Origin of the sequence: Sulfurimonas sp. (assembly GCF_028714975.1) — a bacterium.
Taxonomy (GTDB): Bacteria; Campylobacterota; Campylobacteria; order Campylobacterales; family Sulfurimonadaceae; genus Sulfurimonas.
In genome coordinates, this window is the sequence record NZ_JAQTLH010000001.1 from 23156 (window position 1) to 41515 (window position 18360).

Here is an 18360-nt window from a genome sequence, read left to right on the forward strand (position 1 = left end):
CCCAGTAACAATTTAATAGTTAAAAAGTATTAAATTGTTACTAAGAAAGAAAAAAACTAAGTATAAGTTGATTAATTAGGTAAAATCACTATTATGTTTTTAGGATCAATTATGGAAAAAAATTCAAAAGACCCCTCTATTTTCGATTCTTTATTGCGAAAATTTAAATGTGAACTCCCAAATAATTTAAAAACAAAAAAGATATATGAAGAAATTCAAAACTTCAAAGATGCGGAATATATATACTGCATTGCATATGAAATGCTCATCAGAACATATGAATATAATAATCTCCTGAAAGAATATGACATTTTTTTAGATGAGTCATCGAAAGAAATCACCAATGAAGAACTGGTTAGACTTAATAAACTGATTGACAGTATGAATAAACTAGGTCTTAAAAAAACTAGTTTTTTAGGGTTTGATTGTGAGGATGACTTTGATAATGTATTTAAAAAAATAAAATACTATGATGAAATACGCAGTAGTTCTTGGAGTGTAAGGCTATTGCACAAGTTTAAATTGGATCATAAATTAGGGTTTAAGAGTATATTTCACTTGGTAATCGATTTTTATTATAAAAGAGAAAAGTTATATTTTCTTACAGACAATAATGATTGTGAAATAATAAAAAATGTTAATATATCTGAGTTTTTGGATGCGAATGATAGTGTAACTTTAAATCAGCATTTGTATTTATTTTACATTCCATGTACCTTAACTGGAGATGTACAATATAAGTCACTAAGTGATGATATTTATCTTAATGAATTAGATAAAGATTTTGTATCGATTTTAGAAGAGAAAAAAAAGCAAGATTTGCTAATATCAGTAAAATCAGAATATTCAAAACATAATTTTGATTTTTGGTATAAATATTCTATAAATGACATTAAAGATGGCTTTGATAGATTAGTCAATTATCACATACATACTAAACATATATATAATCAGGATTCTGAACATATGGATGTAGCTGTAGAAAAAGTTTTTAATAATCCATCAGAGTTTTATATTCCCTGTGTAAATCGCATAAATGAACCAGTACATAATAGCTGGGAAAAAGGCAATAGCAAAATATCAAAAAATGATTTTACGTTAAAGCTTGAACAAGACGGCTATAAATGTGTCTTTGGAGCAAAAGGATATGTTACAACTCATAAAATCGAAAATATTTATTTAATTAAACTTCAAAAAGATATTCCTCTTATAATATTGGATAGTGAATTTTTAGAAACACTTGAGTATGAGGATTTAAAAAATAACTATATAAATACTGAACCTTTGTTTAGTAGACCAAGATTAATGTTTGATGAGGCAAGGCTTGTAAATATACCTATAAACTTGAACTTATCAAAAGAAGATCTTTTGTTATATGTTGCACAAATAAAAAATGATTATGATAAAAATAAAAATATCGTTAAAAATGATGTAGAGTATTTTTTTGACCTATCACTAGAAAGTGATAGGTCAAAGCTTCCTGAAAATGTGAAACACCCAGAAGAAAAAAAAGACACAAAGAAATTGTTGCCCAATGGAAGATTACCATTTAAAAAAGCAATGGCAAGAGCATTTTACATATATGACCTGTATAAATTTCTTATACCAATAATTGAAAAAGAAAGAAAAGAAATAAAAGACAGTGAAAAGTCTAAGATAGCAATAGTGAAAGAAAAGCATACGTTCACAAGGGATCCTTCTGGTAGAAGAGATGAAATTAGATACATTAAGCAAAATACTAAAGGAAGATTAGATAATAATGATATTTATACAGTGATTGGTAATGTTTTGGAGGATTTGTCAAGAGAGCAAATTATATATTATCTAGATGCTATGAAAGAGTTTATTCATGGAGTAAACATGAAAGATGAAAATAACGTGTTGAAAAAAGAATACACTGGCAATAAAGATGAAAAATATACACCAAAATATAAAGATTTAATTATTGGAAATTCATATCTGCTTAAAAGTAAAATTCCAGATTTGATGAGAAGTTTATTTAACTAGATGTGAAAGGATTGTGTATAAAAGTCGGGAACCAAGTCGGGAACCATATATTTCTTAAGTAAAAAATGTTTTTTTGATTTTTGATTTAAGGCTCTTATTTTATGGGGTTTTGAAGTGGTGGACCCTCAGAGATTCGAACTCTGGGAGGTATAACCCTCGCCGGTTTTCAAGACCGGTGCTATCGACCAACTCAGCCAAAGATCCACATTTGTAAAGAAGTTATTATAAAAATTGGAGGTGCCACCCAGATTTGAACTGGGGATAGCAGCTTTGCAGGCTGCGGCCTTACCACTTGGCGATGGCACCAGTTTCAACAATAACTTATAATAATAATGGTGCCCGAAGCCGGACTTGAACCGGCACACCCTTACGAGCGAGGGATTTTAAATCCCTTGTGTCTACCGATTTCACCACCCGGGCTTCGAGTTTTTTTAAGATATCGGATATCTTTTTTTTATTTAATATTTTATGGAGCGGGAAACGAGGTTCGAACTCGCGACCCCAACCTTGGCAAGGTTGTGCTCTACCACTGAGCTATTCCCGCAATTTTGTCACTTATTTTTTAAGTGGACGGAATTATAGCCGTTTAATTTTCATTTGTAAAGAGTTTTTACGAAAAAATTTGAAAAAAATGCTATAATCTCGTAAATACTAAATATATAAGTTATAAATTAAAGGATTTTTATGAGAAGTGATACTATAAAAAAAGGGTTTGACAGAGCTCCTCACCGCTCATTGCTTCGAGCAACAGGCTTAAAGGATGAAGATTTCGACAAACCTTTTATAGGTATAGCAAATAGCTATATAGATATCATTCCGGGGCATTTTTTCTTGCATGAGTATGGTGAAATTGTAAAAAAAGCTATTCGTGAAGCAGGAGGGGTGCCGTTTGTTTTTAATACTATAGGTGTTGATGATGGAATTGCAATGGGGCATGACGGAATGCTTTACTCTCTCCCTTCTCGCGAAGTAATAGCAGACTCTATTGAAACGGTTATGAATGCGCATAAATTAGACGCTCTTATCTGTATCCCAAATTGTGACAAAATTGTTCCCGGTATGATTATGGGGGCGCTTCGCGTAAATGTTCCTACTGTTTTCGTTTCAGGCGGTCCGATGCCGGCAGGGCATAAAAAAGACGGTACGCCTATAGATCTAGCTACTGCATTTGAAGCAGTCGGTGTTCACGCTGAAGGAAAAATGACGGATGAGGAGTTGTACGACATAGAGTGCAACGCATGTCCAAGCGGCGGAAGCTGTTCTGGTATGTTTACTGCAAACTCTATGAATACTCTTTGTGAGGCTATGGGTATTGCGCTTCCGGGAAACGGTACCATTTTAGCGATGACACCGGAGAGAATCGAGCTTGTTAAAAAAGCTGCTAAGAGAATCGTAGAGATGGCAAAAGCAGATGACAGCAAATACAACTTGCGAAATGTTTTAAATGAAAAAGCTGTTCATAATGCATTTGTTGTAGATATGGCGATGGGAGGAAGTTCAAATACCGTTCTTCACATGCTGGCAATCGCAAAAGAGGCGGGGGTTGATTTTCCAATTGAGAAAATTAACACGATAGCAGACAATGTTGCGCATATCGCTAAAATATCTCCATCATTAACAACTGTTCATATGGACGATATTAACCGCGCGGGTGGTGTAAATGCCGTTATGAAAGAGGTTAGCCGTAGAGGCGGGCTTCTTCATCTTGACAATCCGACGGTAACAGGTGAAACACTCGGTGAACGCATAGCAGATGCTAAAATTTTGGATGAGAGTATTATACATACAAATGAAAATGCTTACTCGCAAGTTGGCGGGTTATCAATTCTTTTTGGAAACTTAGCCCTTGAAGGTGCCGTTGTAAAAACTGCCGGAATTGAACCGAATATGAGACAGTTTAAAGGCACGGCAATCTGTTTTAACTCCCAACCGGAGGCGATAACAGGAATTATGTCGCATAAAGTTAAGCCAGGAAATGTCGTAGTTATTCGTTATGAGGGACCAAAAGGCGGACCGGGTATGCAAGAGATGTTGGCACCTACCGCACTTATTCAAGGAATGGGGCTTGGAGATAGCGTAGCTCTCATTACCGACGGTCGTTTTTCCGGTGCTACAAAAGGTGCAAGTATCGGGCATGTATCCCCGGAAGCTGCAGAGGGCGGTTTGATAGCTCTTGTAGAAGACGGTGACGAGATAGAGTTAGATACTGACAAGCATCTGCTAAGATTAAATGTTAGTGATGAAGAGATAGCAAAAAGAAGAGCTGTTTGGAAACCTTACAAAAATGAGGTTAAATCAAAGTGGCTTAAACGATACCAGCTTTTAGTTTCAAACGCTTCAAACGGCGCAGTTTTAAAAACAGAACTTTAATAATTTGTACGCAAAATGAGCAAAGCCCATTTTGCTGCGCTAGCCGCTGAGGCACTAAAGCTTGCCTCTTTTGAGGCAGAAAATAATAAATAAGGGTAAAAATTTTGAACGCAATAGCAATAAAACACAACGGCGAAATAATTGATCTGCAAACTGCAAAAGAATCAGGTTTTGAGGGTGAGCAGATACTTTTAGATAATTCGGAAGAGTCTTTAAATATTCTTAGACACTCAACGGCACATTTGATGGCTCAAGCAATAAAATCACTTTATTCGGACGCAAAATTTTTCGTGGGTCCAAATGTAAAAGAGGGTTTTTACTATGACTTTAAAACAAGCCATGAGATAGGTGAGGCCGATCTTAAAGAGATTGAAAAAGAGATGCTCTCGATAGCTAAAAAGAAGTATCCGATAGAGAAGTATGAGATTACTATGGATGAAGCAAAAGAGAAGTTCAAAGATGATCATCTCAAACTTTTTGTAATGCAAAGAATCCCAAGCGAAACAGTTTCTATCTATAAGCAAGGTGACTTTGAAGACCTTTGCCGCGGTCCACACTTGCCAAATGTAGGTCTTATAAGATATTTTAAACTTACTAAAATTGCGGGTGCTTACCTTGGCGGAGACTCTAACAATGAGATGCTAACTCGTATATACGGTATAGCGTTTGCAGACAAAGAGGCGTTAAAAGCTCATCTTGATATGATTGCAGAGGCTGAAAAAAGAGATCACCGCAAGCTTGGTGCAGAGATGAAAATGTTTACATTCCGCGAAGAGGTAGGAGCAGGTTTTCCTATTTGGCTTCCTGCAGGAGGACGACTTCGTGCGAGATTAGAGTCACTTCTTTTTAAAGCACACCGTAAACGAGGTTATGAGCCGGTAAGAGGACCTGAGATGCTTCGTTCAGACTTATGGAAAACATCGGGTCACTACCAAAACTACGGTGAAAATATGTATTTTACAAATATTGACGAGATAGAGTTTGGTGTAAAACCTATGAACTGTGTCGGTCATATTAAGATATATGAAGAAGATTTGCACTCATATAGAGATTTACCGCTTAAATATTTCGAGTACGGTGTAGTTCACCGTCATGAGATGACGGGTGCGCTTCACGGACTTTTCCGTGTTCGTGAATTTACTCAAGATGATGCACATATCTTTTGTAGAGCAGATCAGATTGAAGAGCAAATTATAGAAGTTGTTGATTTTGTCGATAAGATTATGTCGACTTTTGAATTTAACTATAAAATGATGCTCTCAACAAAACCTCAAAAAGCAGTCGGAAGTGATGAAGTGTGGGAAGTTTCTACACAGGCGCTAAAAAATGCGATGGATAAAAATGGACTTGTTTACGAGGTAGATGAGGGCGGCGGAGCTTTTTACGGTCCAAAAATAGATATAAAAATTACAGATGCAATCGGGCGTGAGTGGCAATGTGGTACAATACAGCTAGACTTTAATCTGCCAAGCAGGTTTGAGCTTGAGTATAACGGTGAGAATAACGATAAAATTCAGCCGGTTATGATTCATAGAGCAATTTTAGGTTCGTTTGAGCGTTTTATTGGTATATTAACAGAGCATTACGCTGGAGAGTTTCCAATGTTTATCGCTCCGACTCAAGTTGCAATCGTTCCGATTGCTTCTACGCATAACGATTATGCAAAAGAGTTGGCGGATAAATTGATAGATTTAGGCGCAGACAGCGAAATCTACTCAAAAAATGATTCTTTAAATAAAAGAGTAAGAACAGCGGAAAAAACAAGAGTTCCTATGTTAGTAATCATAGGAGATGAAGAGGTCGAGTCTCGTAGCGTTGCGATTCGTGACAGAAGAACGAGAGAACAATACAATCTAAGTGAGAGCGAATTTCTCTCTCTTATACAAACTAAAATAAATGAGGTAAATTTTTGAACAAAAAAGACCGTGTCATAATGAATGACGAAATCCGTGTGCCAGAAGTGCGTTGTAATGTAGATGGAGCAGAATCTTTAGGAATTATTTCCACGGATGAAGCTATGGAAAAAGCAAATGAGTTAGGTTTAGATTTAGTTCTAATTGCTCCTGATGCAAAGCCTCCTGTTGCTAAGATTATGAATTACGGTAAGTATAAGTATCAAGAAGAGAAAAAACTTAAAGAGCAGAGAAAAAATCAAGTTAAGATTGATATTAAAGAGATTAAGCTCTCTGTAAAAATTGCAGAAAACGATATCAATTATAAAGTAAAACATGCAAGAGAGTTCTTGGCTGAAGGCAAACATGTAAAATTTCGCGTATTTTTAAAAGGTCGTGAGATGTCAAACCCTGATTCGGCAAAAGATGTTCTTTTAAAAGTTTGGTCTATGATTGAAGATGTTGCGATTATGGATAAAGAGCCTAAGTTTGAAGGGCGTTACTACAACTTGTATGTGCTTCCTAAAAAATAGACTTTTATAGGGACAAATTTGTCCCTATTTAGATATTTTTTCTCTTAAAATTTCTTCTTCTATTGCATTTGCCACATATTTTACGATAACAAGATTTTCACTCTCATTGATATACCATTCTGCAATATGCTCATTTTCAAGATTTTCAAGCTTTAAGATATCAACATCATCCTGTGAAATATAAAGATGAGAAAACTTTGTCGGATTTTGAAGTTTAAGCGTCCAGAGAAGCCAAAGAGTTGCCGTGATAGCAACGGACACACCGATAGTCTCTCTATCGCTAAATCCTAATAGCAATCCTGCCGATGTTCCTCCGATAAATGTAGAAAAATAAGCAACAGAGTTAGCGATTCCGAGTGCGGCACCTTTTTGGTGTACCTTGGCAAATTTTGTAATCATTGATTGAACCAACGGTTCCATCATATTAAACGCAATGAAAAACATAACAACACCGATTATAAAGAGTGTGCTTGAAGTTGTAAGTCCCATAATTAAAAATGAGCCTATAAAAAGAGCTATAGAGAGTAAAAATATCTCTCTTGGTTTATTATATTTTTCACCAAATACGGCAGCAGGTCCCATCGCAGCCAAACCAAAAACCATAGCAGGCAGATATGCCATATAAAGATCTGATTTTTGCCAAGCAAAATCTTCACCGGTAAGAATAATAGGAATAAGAACAAATGCAACGGTCATAAGACCTTTTTGCATAGCATTTATAATAATCATATTTAAAAGGTTCGGATCTTTTAAGATATCGAAAGTTTTCGCTTTTTCATGGTAAGTATGTTTGATTTTTGGAGGTGTCGGCACTTTAGTAAAGAGAATAATAATTGCTAGAAGTGCAAAAATAGCCGTTAATATAAAAAGAAATCCAACACCGAATTTAGCACCCAAAACAGGACCCAGACCCATTGCTAGAGCAAAGCTTATCGCAATAGAAGCCCCCATAACCGCCATGGCTTTACCGCGAATCTCTTCTTCAACCAAATCTGATATCATTGCCGCAATAACCGAACCGATTGCACCGGCACCTTGGAGAAAACGACCGACCATAAGAGTATATATATCACTTGTAAAGGCACATATGATTGACCCGACTAAAAATATAATAAGACCGACAAGAAGCGTAGGTTTTCTGCCTATTTTATCGCTCATTGCACCAAATGGAACTTGAAAAAGCGCTTGAGTGAGCGCATATCCGCCGACGACGATACCTACTAGAAGCGGAGTTGAGCCCTCAAGCTCAAGTGCATAAACTGAAATAACAGGTAAAACTAAAAACAGACCCAAGAACCTAAGAGAGAGAATTGCCGAGAGAGGAAATACTTTTTTAAACATTGTGTACCTTAAATATTATATAATTCGCAATTATATTTAAAAGATTATTTACACAAACTTTGTGAGTCAAAATATTGCAAGTTTAAAGAAAATTATAAGGGTTATGAGATGAAATTAGTATTGGCTACTTCCAATAAAGGGAAAGTTAAAGAGATAAAAGCACTTTGCGAAGATTTTGAAGTAATTCCCTATAGTGAACTGATGGATGAATTTGAGATAGTCGAAGACGGAAGCAGTTTTAAGGAGAATGCCCTTATAAAAGCCAGAGCGGTTTTTAAAGCTTTAGATAGCGATGATGTAATAGTGATGGCGGATGACAGCGGGATAAGTGTAGATGTTCTTGATGGAAAACCCGGAATTTATAGCGCAAGACATGCGGGTAAAAATGCAAACGATAAAGATAATCTATATAAGCTGATTCAGGATATAAAAGATAAAAATGTACAATCTTCGCCGGCACACTATACGGCAGCAATAGCAATCGTTACAAAAAAAGGGGAGTATACGGTTCACGGCTGGATGTATGGAACTGCAATAAGCGAAGCAGTCGGTGATGGCGGTTTTGGATATGACCCTATGTTTATTCCGCTAGGGTATGATAAAACTTTAGGTCAGTTAGATAATGAAATCAAAAAAAAGCTGTCTCATCGTGCAAAAGCACTTGAGTCGGCAAAAATAATTTTGCAGACTTTATAGCATTTGCCTTTATTTTGTTATCTACTGCCCAAACACGGTTAGAAATAAAATCCCGACAACTATCCTATAAATCCCAAAACTTATAAATGTATGTGTTGTAAGAAATTTCATCATCGCCTTAACGGTTGCAAATGCAACAAGAAATGCTGTTATAAATCCTATTATCAAAAGAGAGTAGTCGTCTATAACAAGATCATTTCGGTTTTTAAATAAATCATAAGCAGTTGCAACAAACATAGTCGGAATTGCCAGTAAAAAAGAAAACTCGGCTGCGCTTTTGCGAGACAATCCGGCAAAAAGCCCTCCTATCATAGTGGCTCCCGAGCGGCTAGTGCCAGGTATCATTGAAAGAGTTTGAAATAACCCTATCATGAAGGATTCTTTTATGCTTAAATCATCTACGCTCTTATCGGAAGAGTCGTCATGGTCTCTTCTGAAATATTCGATAATCAAAAATATAACACCACCGACAATTAGCATTATCGCAACTGTTTCTATGCCAAAGAGTGATTTGATTGTTTTGTAAAATAAAAATCCAAAAAGAGCCGTCGGTAAAAATGCCGCTATTATCTTAAGCCACAAAGTTTTGTTTACAAGAAGCTTTTGTTTAAACAAAAACAAAACTGCCAAAATACTGCCAAGCTGAATAGATACCTCAAATGTTTTGTGAGCGTTTGTTTGTTCAAGTCCTAAGAAATGAGAGGCTAATATCAGATGACCCGTAGAAGAGATTGGTAAAAATTCCGTTAAGCCTTCAATTACTCCTAAAATTATCGAATCAAGTATAGTCATAAAAGCCCTTAAAGAAATTTTTATTGCAATTTTAGCATAAAGGCACCGCTAAAGAGTCAATTTAAGTTATTAGGATATAATACGGACTTTTAAATCATAATCAATTTAGGAATTTTTATATGTTACTTTTTACTCCCGGACCTACTCCAGTACCTCAAAATGTTCGTAATGCTATGTCAGATGAGACAATGCATCACCGTACACCCGAATTTGAAGCTATCTTTGAAAAAACCAGAAAACATCTTTTTAACCTTTTTGGGAGCGATGAAGTTATAATGCTTGCATCAAGCGGAACGGGAGCGATGGAGGCTGCGGTTGTAAACCTATGTCACAACACTCTTTTAAATGTAAACTCCGGAAAATTCGGTGAGAGATTTGGAAAAATCGCAATCGCCCATGGACTTAAAAATGTTGAGATAAAAAATGAGTGGGATACTCCCGTAAGCATTGATGAGGTTGTAGAGGCAGTTAAAAATAATCCTGATATAGATGCTATTGCCGTTCAGATAAGCGAATCGGCAGGCGGACTTCGTCATCCTGTTGAAGCAATTGCAAAAGCTCTAAAAGAGATAAATCCGAATATTATGATTATAGCAGACGGTATTACCGCCGTGGGTGTTGAGAAGATTGATATAACAAATATCGATTGTTTGATTGCCGGAAGCCAAAAAGCGCTTATGCTTCCTCCGGGACTTGCAATTTTAGGACTAAGTAACGCAGGAATTGAGAAAATCGGCAAAGGGAGAGGTTACTACTTTAACCTTGCTACCGAGATAAAATCTCAAAGAAAAAACACTACCGCTTGGACGGCTGCTACGACTTTGACTATCGGACTCTTAGAGATACTAGAAACTATCGAGAAAAACGGCGGATTGGACAAACTTTATGAAGAGACTGCTACTAGAGCAAATGCCGTTATCTCTGCACTTCAAGCAATCGGTTTGCATATATATCCAAAAACTCCGGCACTCTCTATGACTACGATTGACGATGAAAACGCATCTCAAATCAGAAAAATTTTAAAAACTGATTTTGGCGTAAATGTCGCAGGCGGGCAAGATCATTTAGAGGGCAAAATCTTTCGTATAAATCAGATGGGTTTAATCGCTCCGTATGAGATTTCATGGGTTGTAAATTCTGTTGAGCTCGCCCTTGTTAAACTTGGAAGAAGAGCATATGACGGGACTGCAAACAAAGTTTTCAATGAAAAATATTTTAAGTTGGCGAGTAAATGATACTAGAACACGAAATTCCTAGCGGTTCAAAACTCTACTTCGGCAAAAGTGCCAAGATAAAAAGAGAGATAGAAAAAGTCGCTAGCGATATTTTATACTCTAAGGGATTTGAGGAGATTGTTACTCCTATATTTTCATATCATCAGCATAAAAGCATTGCTGATGAGAGAGAGTTGATAAAAGTAAATGATGAAAACAACAACTCTATCTCCCTAAGAGCCGATTCAACAATAGATGTTGTTAGAATTATTGAAAAGAGACTTGGGCGAAATACCGAACATAAAAAATGGTTTTACATTCAGCCGGTTTTTCGTTATCCCACAGATGAGCAGTTTCAAATCGGCGTTGAATTTATGGATGAGAGTAAATTATCATCGGTTTTAAATATTGCAATAGATATTTTTGATAAACTAGAGGTTGAACCTCTTATTCAAATATCAAACATGATGATACCGAAGCTTTTGGTTGAAATGTTCGATGAACTGACTCTTGATGATTTTAGACATATAAATATAGAAAAATTTTTAAATTTAAAAGTTGATTGGATAGAAAAGCTTGTTTATCTTCAACATGTAGAACAAGTTGACGAACTGCTTGAGATTGTTCCCTTTGAAATAAAAACAGAATTAACAAAGATGAAAAATCTATGCGGTGCATTATCTTATAAAAAAAGCGTTTTAGCTCCGATGTATTATGCAAAAATGCTCTACTATGATGAACTGTTTTTTAGAGTTATAGACAAAAATGAAGTTTATGCTCGTGGCGGAAGATATAAAAATTCAGAACTTAGTTCCGTAGGTTTTGCGATTTACACAGATGTATTGATAGAAACAAAAGCGAAGTAAAAGAGGAAGAAAATGAAAGCAGATTTAGTAGTTGGGATACAATGGGGAGATGAAGGCAAAGGCAAGATTGTCGATAGACTTGCAAAAGAGTATGACTTTGTATGCAGAAGCCAAGGCGGACATAATGCAGGACACACGATTTGGGTGGACGGTACAAGATACGCACTTCATCTTATTCCATCTGGAGTATTAAATCCGGCGGCTATAAATATCATCGGAAACGGTGTTGTTTTATCTCCTGCTTCAATAATTAAAGAGATGCAGCAGTTTGATAATCTTGAGGGGCGACTTTTTATCTCCGACAAGGCTCACTTAAATCTGCCTTACCACTCGTTAATTGATCAAGCTCGTGAAAAACTAAAGGGCGAAAAAGCGATAGGAACAACGGGCAAGGGCATAGGACCTTCATACTCTGACAAGATAAACCGTATCGGTTTTAGAGTCGGCGAACTTCTAAATCCGGCGAAATTGTGCGATTCTATTATGGATTATTTTGAACAAAATAGAGCTATTTTTGATATTTTAGATGTTAAAACTCCTAGCAAAAGTGAACTTTTAAGTGAGCTGGAGGAGTATAAGGCTAAATTAGCTTCATTTATCACGGATACAACACAGATGCTTTGGAAAGTACTTGACGAAGACGGTAAAAGAGTTCTTCTTGAGGGCGCGCAAGGTACCATGTTAGATATCGACCACGGAACTTACCCGTTTGTAACTTCAAGCTCAACGGTGAGTGCCGGAGCTTGCACAGGGTTGGGACTCAATCCTAAAGATATAGGAAAAGTGACCGGAATCGTAAAAGCGTACTGTACCCGCGTTGGAAACGGTCCGTTTCCAAGTGAAGACTTAGGCGAAGAGGGTAAAAAAATTCGCGAAAACGGTCATGAATTTGGAACAACGACGGGCAGACCGAGAAGATGCGGCTGGTTTGATGCCGTTGCGTGCAGATATGCAAGCCGCCTAAACGGTTGTGATGAACTTGCACTTATGAAACTTGATGTCTTAGACGGTTTTAGCGAAGTAAAAGTTTGCATTGCTTATGAATTAAACGGAGTTCAGATTGATTATTTGCCTGAAAATTTAGAGAGTGTAAAGCCGGTTTACAAATCTTTTAAAGGCTGGGACGGATCAAAAGGTGCCAGAAAATTTGAAGACCTTCCAAAAGAGGCACAAGAGTACATAAAAGCCATAGAAGAGATTACAAAAACAAAAGTCGGTATAATCTCAACATCACCTGAGAGAGACGATACGATAATTTTGTAAAAGGTTAAAGTTGTGAAAACCCGCTTTAGTTCATTGGTAAAACTTAAAAAAAACAGTATGCAAAAAAGCGAGGAGATGTTACAAAAGGCAAATATAAATTTAAATAGTGCTTCTACGGCATTAGAGTCGTCACATCTTTCTTTAAAAGAGTTAGAGTCTCCAAAGAGCGGTACGGTAGGCGAGATGTTGGCTTCGAGAGTTTTGTTTCATTCTCAGATGGAGACCATAAATCATAATAAAGAGTGGGTCGGTTTTGCGACAAATCAAGTAGTTCAGGCAAAGAAGCAACTAAAACTTGATATGATGGAACATGAAAAATTTCAATATTTAGAGTTTGAAGAGATAAAAGAAGAGCTTAAAAAAAGAAAGCTTAAAGAGGCAAAAGATCTCGATGAAATTGCTTTAATGACATACACAAGGAAAAATAGATGAAAAAACTCGCTCTTGCTCTTTTTATATTAACATCTTTAAGTGCGTTGGAGACAAGTGATAAGCTATTTGAATGTACTGAAATTTTCAAAGCCAGAAAGAGCGAGCTTCTAATAGAGCTTGAGAGAATAGATGAGCAAAAACAATCACTCAGCGCATTAAAGACGGCTACTGAAGAGTTGTTGAAAAAGAAAGAGGCAAAAATATCTCAAGATGAGAAGGTTATCGGGGGGAAATTATCTGAAATTTCATCTAAAGAAGAGTCCATAAAAAAAATGCTTCAAAAAAATGAAGAGGTTTTAAAAGAGATAAAAAATGCAAAAATGAATAAAACTACTGAAACTTTTGCAAAGATGAAAGCAGCCAATGCGGCAAGCGTACTATCGGAAATGGAGCCTGAAGAAGCCGCTAAAATACTCTCATTGTTAAAGCCTGCGACGGTAGGAACCATTTTAAGCAAAATGGAAGCAAAAAAAGCTTCAAATTTGACTTTATTGTTGGCAAAATAACTCTTTTTCTAATCGTAAACTAACCTTACTTATTGTAAAATTACAAAATTTATTTTAATGTAACTAAGGTCTATCGATGAAAATATCACTAAAAACTGTACCTCACATATCAAACAAAATCGCAATAGACTTAAATAAAAGTGGTGTTGTTACAATGACAAAGGGTCTTGAGCCGGTTATGCAAGAGGCGCAAAAAATATTGTTACATAACATTAAGCAAGAGATTGCACTTGAAGAAAAAGCTCATGAAATCTGTGAAGCTAATGAGCAAGAGATAGAATTCAACCTTGTTGACGAGAGACAACTTTTCTATATGATAAAGAAAAAACTAGCTCCCGAGTTTGGTATTATATTGAACTATGAAGAGCGATATTCTGATATTTCACATAAGATTCTTGATGAACTTTATGAAGAAGATTTGATCCATTTTGATGTTACGGAAAACCGTATAAAAAACATCATCTATAATGCGATTACATCGTTTGTCAGCGAGTCTTCGGAGCTGGACAATGCGATAATGGATAAGATTAAAACATACAAAAAGAGATATATTCCCGGAACGGACGAGTTTGATATTTTATATGAAAAGTTATACAGAGAAGAGATGATAAAGAGAGGAATGGAGTAAATGAGTATGAAAAAAGTTTGGATTTATCTTGAAAACGGAACATTTTTAGAAGCGAACAGCTTCGGTGCATCTAATACCGTAGTCGGTGAGATAGTTTTTAATGTCTCTATGAGCGGTTATCAAGAGATAATGTCCGATCCCTCTTATGCAGGTCAATTTGTAACATTTACAATGCCTGAGATAGGAAATGTCGGTGTTAACTCTCAAGATATGGAAAGTTGTGCGGCTCATGCAAAAGGTATGCTGGTAAGAAAATATCAAGATAGATACTCAAATTTTAGAGCAGAAGACTCACTTGCTAACTTTTTAATAGAGCAAAATGTCATGGGAATTTGCGACATAGATACAAGATATATAACAAAGATGCTAAGAAGCGAGGGTGCTATGATGATGATAGCATCTACCGAGATTAGCGACAGAGATGAGCTAAAAAAGATTTTAGAAAACTCTCCGAGAATTGAAGATATAAACTATATAGAGCAAGTCAGTACAAAAGTTTCTTACAAGCACACTCAATCAACATATAACGATAGAGATTTTAAATATGACGAAGCACCGACTCCCCAAGCAAATGTAGTAGTTTTAGATTTTGGCGTAAAAACAAATATTTTAAATGAGTTAGTAAGTGCAAATATCGGTGTAGAGGTTATTCCTAACAATTTTAACGGCGATGATCTTATAAAAAGATATAACGCTAAAGAGATTGACGGTGTATTTTTATCAAACGGACCGGGAGATCCGCTTGTTCTGAAAAATGAACAGCGTGAAATTAAAAAGCTAATAGCTGCAAAAGTTCCGATGTTTGGAATTTGCTTGGGGCATCAACTTCTCTCTATCGCTCACGGGTACGACACATATAAACTAAAATTCGGTCACCACGGCGGAAATCAACCTGTTAAAAATATGAAAACAGGCTTGGTTGAGATTACTGCTCAAAACCATAACTACAATGTTCCTGATAATATCGTAGAGATTGCAGAGGTTACGCACACCAATCTTTTTGATAATACAATCGAGGGATTAAGATATAACAACTCTCCAATCTTTTCAGTCCAACATCATCCGGAATCAAGTCCCGGTCCAAAAGAGAGCAGATATATATTCAGTGAGTTTTTATCTTTGATAAGAAGATAAAAACTTATCCCTCTTTACTTCTTTTTTCCTCTTCTTTTATCACTTAATATACTTTTTAACCACTATTATATTTGTTAAATTTTAGAACATCTTATTGTTAATTTAGCGTTAAAAGTAAATAAAAAATTAACAGAATTGTAAAAATGTCATAAAAATGTCACCGTTTAAGAATTCTTAAATATTTATACTGTTACTATACTAATGTTAATATGTTTAATAAATTTAATTAAACATAATTGCTTTGAATTTTAAGGAGTCCATATATGGTTAATCGTCCATTAGAGTATGACTACACTATTACAAAGATGTTTATGCTTACGACAATCGTTTTAGGGATTGTCGGTATGCTCATCGGTGTAATCTTGGCATTTCAACTTGCTTTTCCAAATGTTAATTTAATTTTCGGAGAAGGTTTGGCTGAATATACTAACTTTAGTCGTCTTCGCCCGCTGCATACGGATGCGGTAATATTTGGTTTCACGCTGAGCGGTATTTTTGCCACTTGGTATTATGTCGGTCAAAGAGTACTAAAGGTATCAATGGCTGAATCAGCTATATTGATGTTTTTAGGTAAATTGCATTTTTGGCTCTATTTAGTAGTTGTAGCAGCTGTTGTTGTTTCGCTTTTAGCAGGTGTTACAACTTCAAAAGAGTATGCTGAATTTGAATGGCCGATAGATATTGCCGTTGTTCTTGTTTGGGTTATTTTTGGCGCAAGTATATTCGGTCTTATCGGTATTCGTCGCGAGAAATCTCTATATATTTCAGTATGGTACTATATCGCTACTTTCATAGGTATAGCAATGCTTTATCTATTTAACAATATGGAAATACCTACAATGTTCGCAACATCTGCGGCAGGCGAGAGCGGGATTGGCTCATGGTATCACTCCGTTTCTATGTATTCGGGTACGAATGATGCGCTTGTTCAGTGGTGGTACGGTCATAATGCTGTTGCATTTGGTTTTACTGTTCCAATTGTTGCGATGATTTACTACTTTTTACCAAAAGAGTCTGGTCAGGCAATCTACTCATATAAACTCTCACTTCTTTCTTTTTGGGGATTGATGTTTGTTTATTTATGGGCCGGTGGGCATCACCTTCTATACTCGACTGTTCCTGACTGGATGCAGACGATGGGTTCTATTTTCTCAGTAATCTTAATTTTACCGTCATGGGGATCGGCTATAAATATGCTTCTTACCATGAAGGGTGAGTGGCAGCAAGTTGCGGCTTCTCCGCTTATTAAGTTTATGATTTTAGCTTCAACATTCTATATGTTCTCAACATTAGAGGGTCCTATTCAAGCTATAAAATCTGTTAATGCGATTGCTCACTTTACAGACTGGATTATTGGGCATGTTCATGACGGTGTTCTTGGATGGGTCGGATTTATGATTATGGCGGCTCTATATCATATGGCTCCTCGCGTATTTAAGAGAGAGATATACTCTAAGTCACTTATGGCGGCACAGTTCTGGATTCAAACTCTCGGTGTTGTTCTGTACTTTACATCTATGTGGATTGCAGGTATTACTCAAGGTATGATGTGGCGTGCGCATGATGAGTTCGGTAATTTGGCTTACTCATTTATCGATACGGTTACGGTTCTTCACCCTTACTACACTATTCGCGGTGTCGGCGGTCTTTTATATCTAGTCGGTTTTTTAATGTTCGCATATAACATCTATAAAACTATGTCTGCTCGCCCTGTTGAAGAGCACGAGCTACAAAATGCATCGCCTATGGGCGCTTAATAGAAAGGATAAAATATGTTTCATTGGTTAGAAAAACATCCGTTCTTTTTTGCGGTAGGTGTGTTTTTAGTAATTTCGTTTGCAGGTTTGATAGAGATTCTTCCAAACTTTGCTCAAGCTTCTCGTCCTGTTATCGGAACTGCTCCATACTCTACTTTAGAGTTGGCGGGTCGTCATGTTTACATAAAAAACAGTTGTAATGCGTGCCATTCACAGCTTATTCGCCCGTTTAAATCAGAGACTGACCGTTACGGTCACTACTCATTAAGCGGTGAGTATGCATACGATAGACCGTTTTTATGGGGTTCTAAAAGAACCGGACCGGATTTGATGCGTGTGGGTAATTATAGAACTACCGATTGGCATGAAAATCATATGAAAAATCCGGCTTCGGTTGTTCCGGGCTCTGTTATGCCGGCATATAGATGGCTATTTACAAACAACACTGATATAAATACTGCATTTGCAGAGCAGTTGACGGTTGCGCAGCATTTCTCAGTTCCTTATAACCAACCGGTGCCGATGAAAGACGGAACTACTAAAGTTGTAAAAATGGGAAGCAGCGTTGCAAATGCGAATGCTATCGCAATAGAAGAGGCAAAAGTAATCGCAGCGGATATGAGAGATCAGGATGTTAAAGATGCAGTTGCTCGCGGTGAGATTCCTGAAATAGTTGCATTGATTGCATATTTGAATAGTCTTAAGTAAAGAGGTTTATAGTGGATATTGCACAACTTCAGGCTTACGGATACTTTATATTAACTACACTTCTCGTGATTGCACTCTATGGTTATATATACCATCTGTACAGTAAAAAGAGAGATGTTGATGGAGTTGACTATGAAAATTATAGCAATATGGCACTAAAAGATGATATTTCCGATGCTCCGGTATCGGCAAAATCTCATGATGACAAAGAGAAATAGGAG

The 18360-nt window shown here is 36.4% G+C and carries 17 protein-coding genes and 4 tRNA genes; 15 read left to right on the forward strand and 6 right to left on the reverse strand.

All coding sequences use genetic code 11. The features are described 5' to 3' along the window. Positions 1-111: 111 nt before the first annotated feature. The gene (locus PHQ93_RS00120; RefSeq protein WP_299939380.1) at positions 112-2007 is read left to right on the forward strand and encodes a hypothetical protein; all 1896 of its coding nucleotides are present in this window, start codon (positions 112-114) and stop codon (positions 2005-2007) included. Positions 2008-2122: 115 nt separating this feature from the next. Here the strand turns inward: PHQ93_RS00120 and PHQ93_RS00125 are convergent. From PHQ93_RS00125 to PHQ93_RS00140, 4 genes are all read right to left on the reverse strand, one after another. Then, a tRNA-Ser gene (locus tag PHQ93_RS00125) sits at positions 2123-2211 on the reverse strand. A gap of 28 nt (positions 2212-2239) precedes the next feature. Next, positions 2240-2313: transfer RNA gene (locus PHQ93_RS00130), tRNA-Cys, on the reverse strand. 27 nt (positions 2314-2340) lie between these two features. Continuing rightward, a tRNA-Leu gene (locus tag PHQ93_RS00135) sits at positions 2341-2427 on the reverse strand. A 49-nt stretch (positions 2428-2476) separates the two neighbouring features. Further along, positions 2477-2551, reverse strand: a tRNA-Gly gene (locus tag PHQ93_RS00140). A gap of 140 nt (positions 2552-2691) precedes the next feature. Here PHQ93_RS00140 and ilvD point away from each other — a divergent pair. The 3 genes from ilvD (at position 2692) to infC (ending at position 6802) form a co-directional block, all read left to right on the forward strand. Further along, entirely contained in the window at positions 2692-4377 is a 1686-nt protein-coding gene (gene ilvD, locus PHQ93_RS00145; RefSeq protein WP_299939381.1) for a dihydroxy-acid dehydratase, read from the forward strand. Positions 4378-4496: 119 nt separating this feature from the next. Further along, entirely contained in the window at positions 4497-6290 is a 1794-nt protein-coding gene (thrS, locus tag PHQ93_RS00150) for a threonine--tRNA ligase (RefSeq protein WP_299940103.1), read from the forward strand. Then, a complete protein-coding gene (gene infC, locus PHQ93_RS00155; RefSeq protein WP_299939382.1) occupies positions 6287-6802 on the forward strand; it encodes a translation initiation factor IF-3 in 516 nt (171 codons plus the stop codon). The genes thrS and infC overlap by 4 nt, the downstream gene beginning before the upstream one ends. Positions 6803-6826: 24 nt before the next feature. On the opposite strand, the gene PHQ93_RS00160 is transcribed toward infC, so the two are convergent. After that, positions 6827-8143 carry an MFS transporter gene (locus PHQ93_RS00160; RefSeq protein WP_299939384.1) on the reverse strand — a complete coding sequence of 439 codons (1317 nt, stop codon included), beginning with the start codon at positions 8141-8143 and terminating at the stop codon, positions 6827-6829. Between the two features lie 108 nt (positions 8144-8251). Here PHQ93_RS00160 and rdgB point away from each other — a divergent pair, with 108 nt between their 5' ends. Beyond that, positions 8252-8839 (forward strand): RdgB/HAM1 family non-canonical purine NTP pyrophosphatase, encoded by a 588-nt coding sequence (rdgB, locus tag PHQ93_RS00165; RefSeq protein WP_299939385.1) that lies wholly within the window; start codon positions 8252-8254, stop codon positions 8837-8839. A 21-nt stretch (positions 8840-8860) separates the two neighbouring features. Here the strand turns inward: rdgB and PHQ93_RS00170 are convergent, their stop codons facing one another. Next, positions 8861-9631 (reverse strand): undecaprenyl-diphosphate phosphatase, encoded by a 771-nt coding sequence (locus PHQ93_RS00170; RefSeq protein ID WP_299939386.1) that lies wholly within the window; start codon positions 9629-9631, stop codon positions 8861-8863. A gap of 119 nt (positions 9632-9750) precedes the next feature. Here PHQ93_RS00170 and PHQ93_RS00175 point away from each other — a divergent pair, with 119 nt between their 5' ends. The 10 genes from PHQ93_RS00175 (at position 9751) to PHQ93_RS00220 (ending at position 18357) form a co-directional block, all read left to right on the forward strand. Next, positions 9751-10866 (forward strand): alanine--glyoxylate aminotransferase family protein, encoded by a 1116-nt coding sequence (locus PHQ93_RS00175; RefSeq protein WP_299939388.1) that lies wholly within the window; start codon positions 9751-9753, stop codon positions 10864-10866. Beyond that, a complete protein-coding gene (locus PHQ93_RS00180; protein WP_299939389.1) occupies positions 10863-11711 on the forward strand; it encodes an ATP phosphoribosyltransferase regulatory subunit in 849 nt (282 codons plus the stop codon). The genes PHQ93_RS00175 and PHQ93_RS00180 overlap by 4 nt, the downstream gene beginning before the upstream one ends. 12 nt (positions 11712-11723) lie before the next feature. Beyond that, on the forward strand, positions 11724-12974 hold the full coding sequence (locus PHQ93_RS00185) for an adenylosuccinate synthase (RefSeq protein ID WP_299939391.1): 1251 nt from the start codon (positions 11724-11726) through the stop codon (positions 12972-12974). Positions 12975-12986: 12 nt separating this feature from the next. Continuing rightward, positions 12987-13406, forward strand: coding sequence for a flagellar export protein FliJ (locus PHQ93_RS00190; protein ID WP_299939393.1), 420 nt, complete (start codon positions 12987-12989; stop codon positions 13404-13406). Beyond that, complete coding sequence (locus PHQ93_RS00195) at positions 13403-13912, forward strand: PDP protein (protein ID WP_299915090.1); 510 nt, start codon at positions 13403-13405, stop codon at positions 13910-13912. The genes PHQ93_RS00190 and PHQ93_RS00195 overlap by 4 nt, the downstream gene beginning before the upstream one ends. A gap of 76 nt (positions 13913-13988) precedes the next feature. Continuing rightward, positions 13989-14540 (forward strand): DUF507 family protein, encoded by a 552-nt coding sequence (locus PHQ93_RS00200; protein WP_299939395.1) that lies wholly within the window; start codon positions 13989-13991, stop codon positions 14538-14540. Between the two features lie 6 nt (positions 14541-14546). After that, a complete protein-coding gene (gene carA / locus PHQ93_RS00205; protein ID WP_299940105.1) occupies positions 14547-15674 on the forward strand; it encodes a glutamine-hydrolyzing carbamoyl-phosphate synthase small subunit in 1128 nt (375 codons plus the stop codon). 263 nt (positions 15675-15937) lie between these two features. Next, positions 15938-17431 (forward strand): cytochrome-c oxidase, cbb3-type subunit I, encoded by a 1494-nt coding sequence (ccoN, locus tag PHQ93_RS00210; RefSeq protein ID WP_299939397.1) that lies wholly within the window; start codon positions 15938-15940, stop codon positions 17429-17431. A 15-nt stretch (positions 17432-17446) separates the two neighbouring features. Continuing rightward, positions 17447-18139: a cytochrome-c oxidase, cbb3-type subunit II gene (ccoO, locus tag PHQ93_RS00215; protein ID WP_299939398.1), complete on the forward strand. Its 693-nt coding sequence runs from the start codon at positions 17447-17449 to the stop codon at positions 18137-18139. A gap of 11 nt (positions 18140-18150) precedes the next feature. After that, positions 18151-18357, forward strand: coding sequence for a cytochrome c oxidase, cbb3-type, CcoQ subunit (locus tag PHQ93_RS00220; RefSeq protein ID WP_299915085.1), 207 nt, complete (start codon positions 18151-18153; stop codon positions 18355-18357). Positions 18358-18360 lie beyond the last annotated feature (3 nt).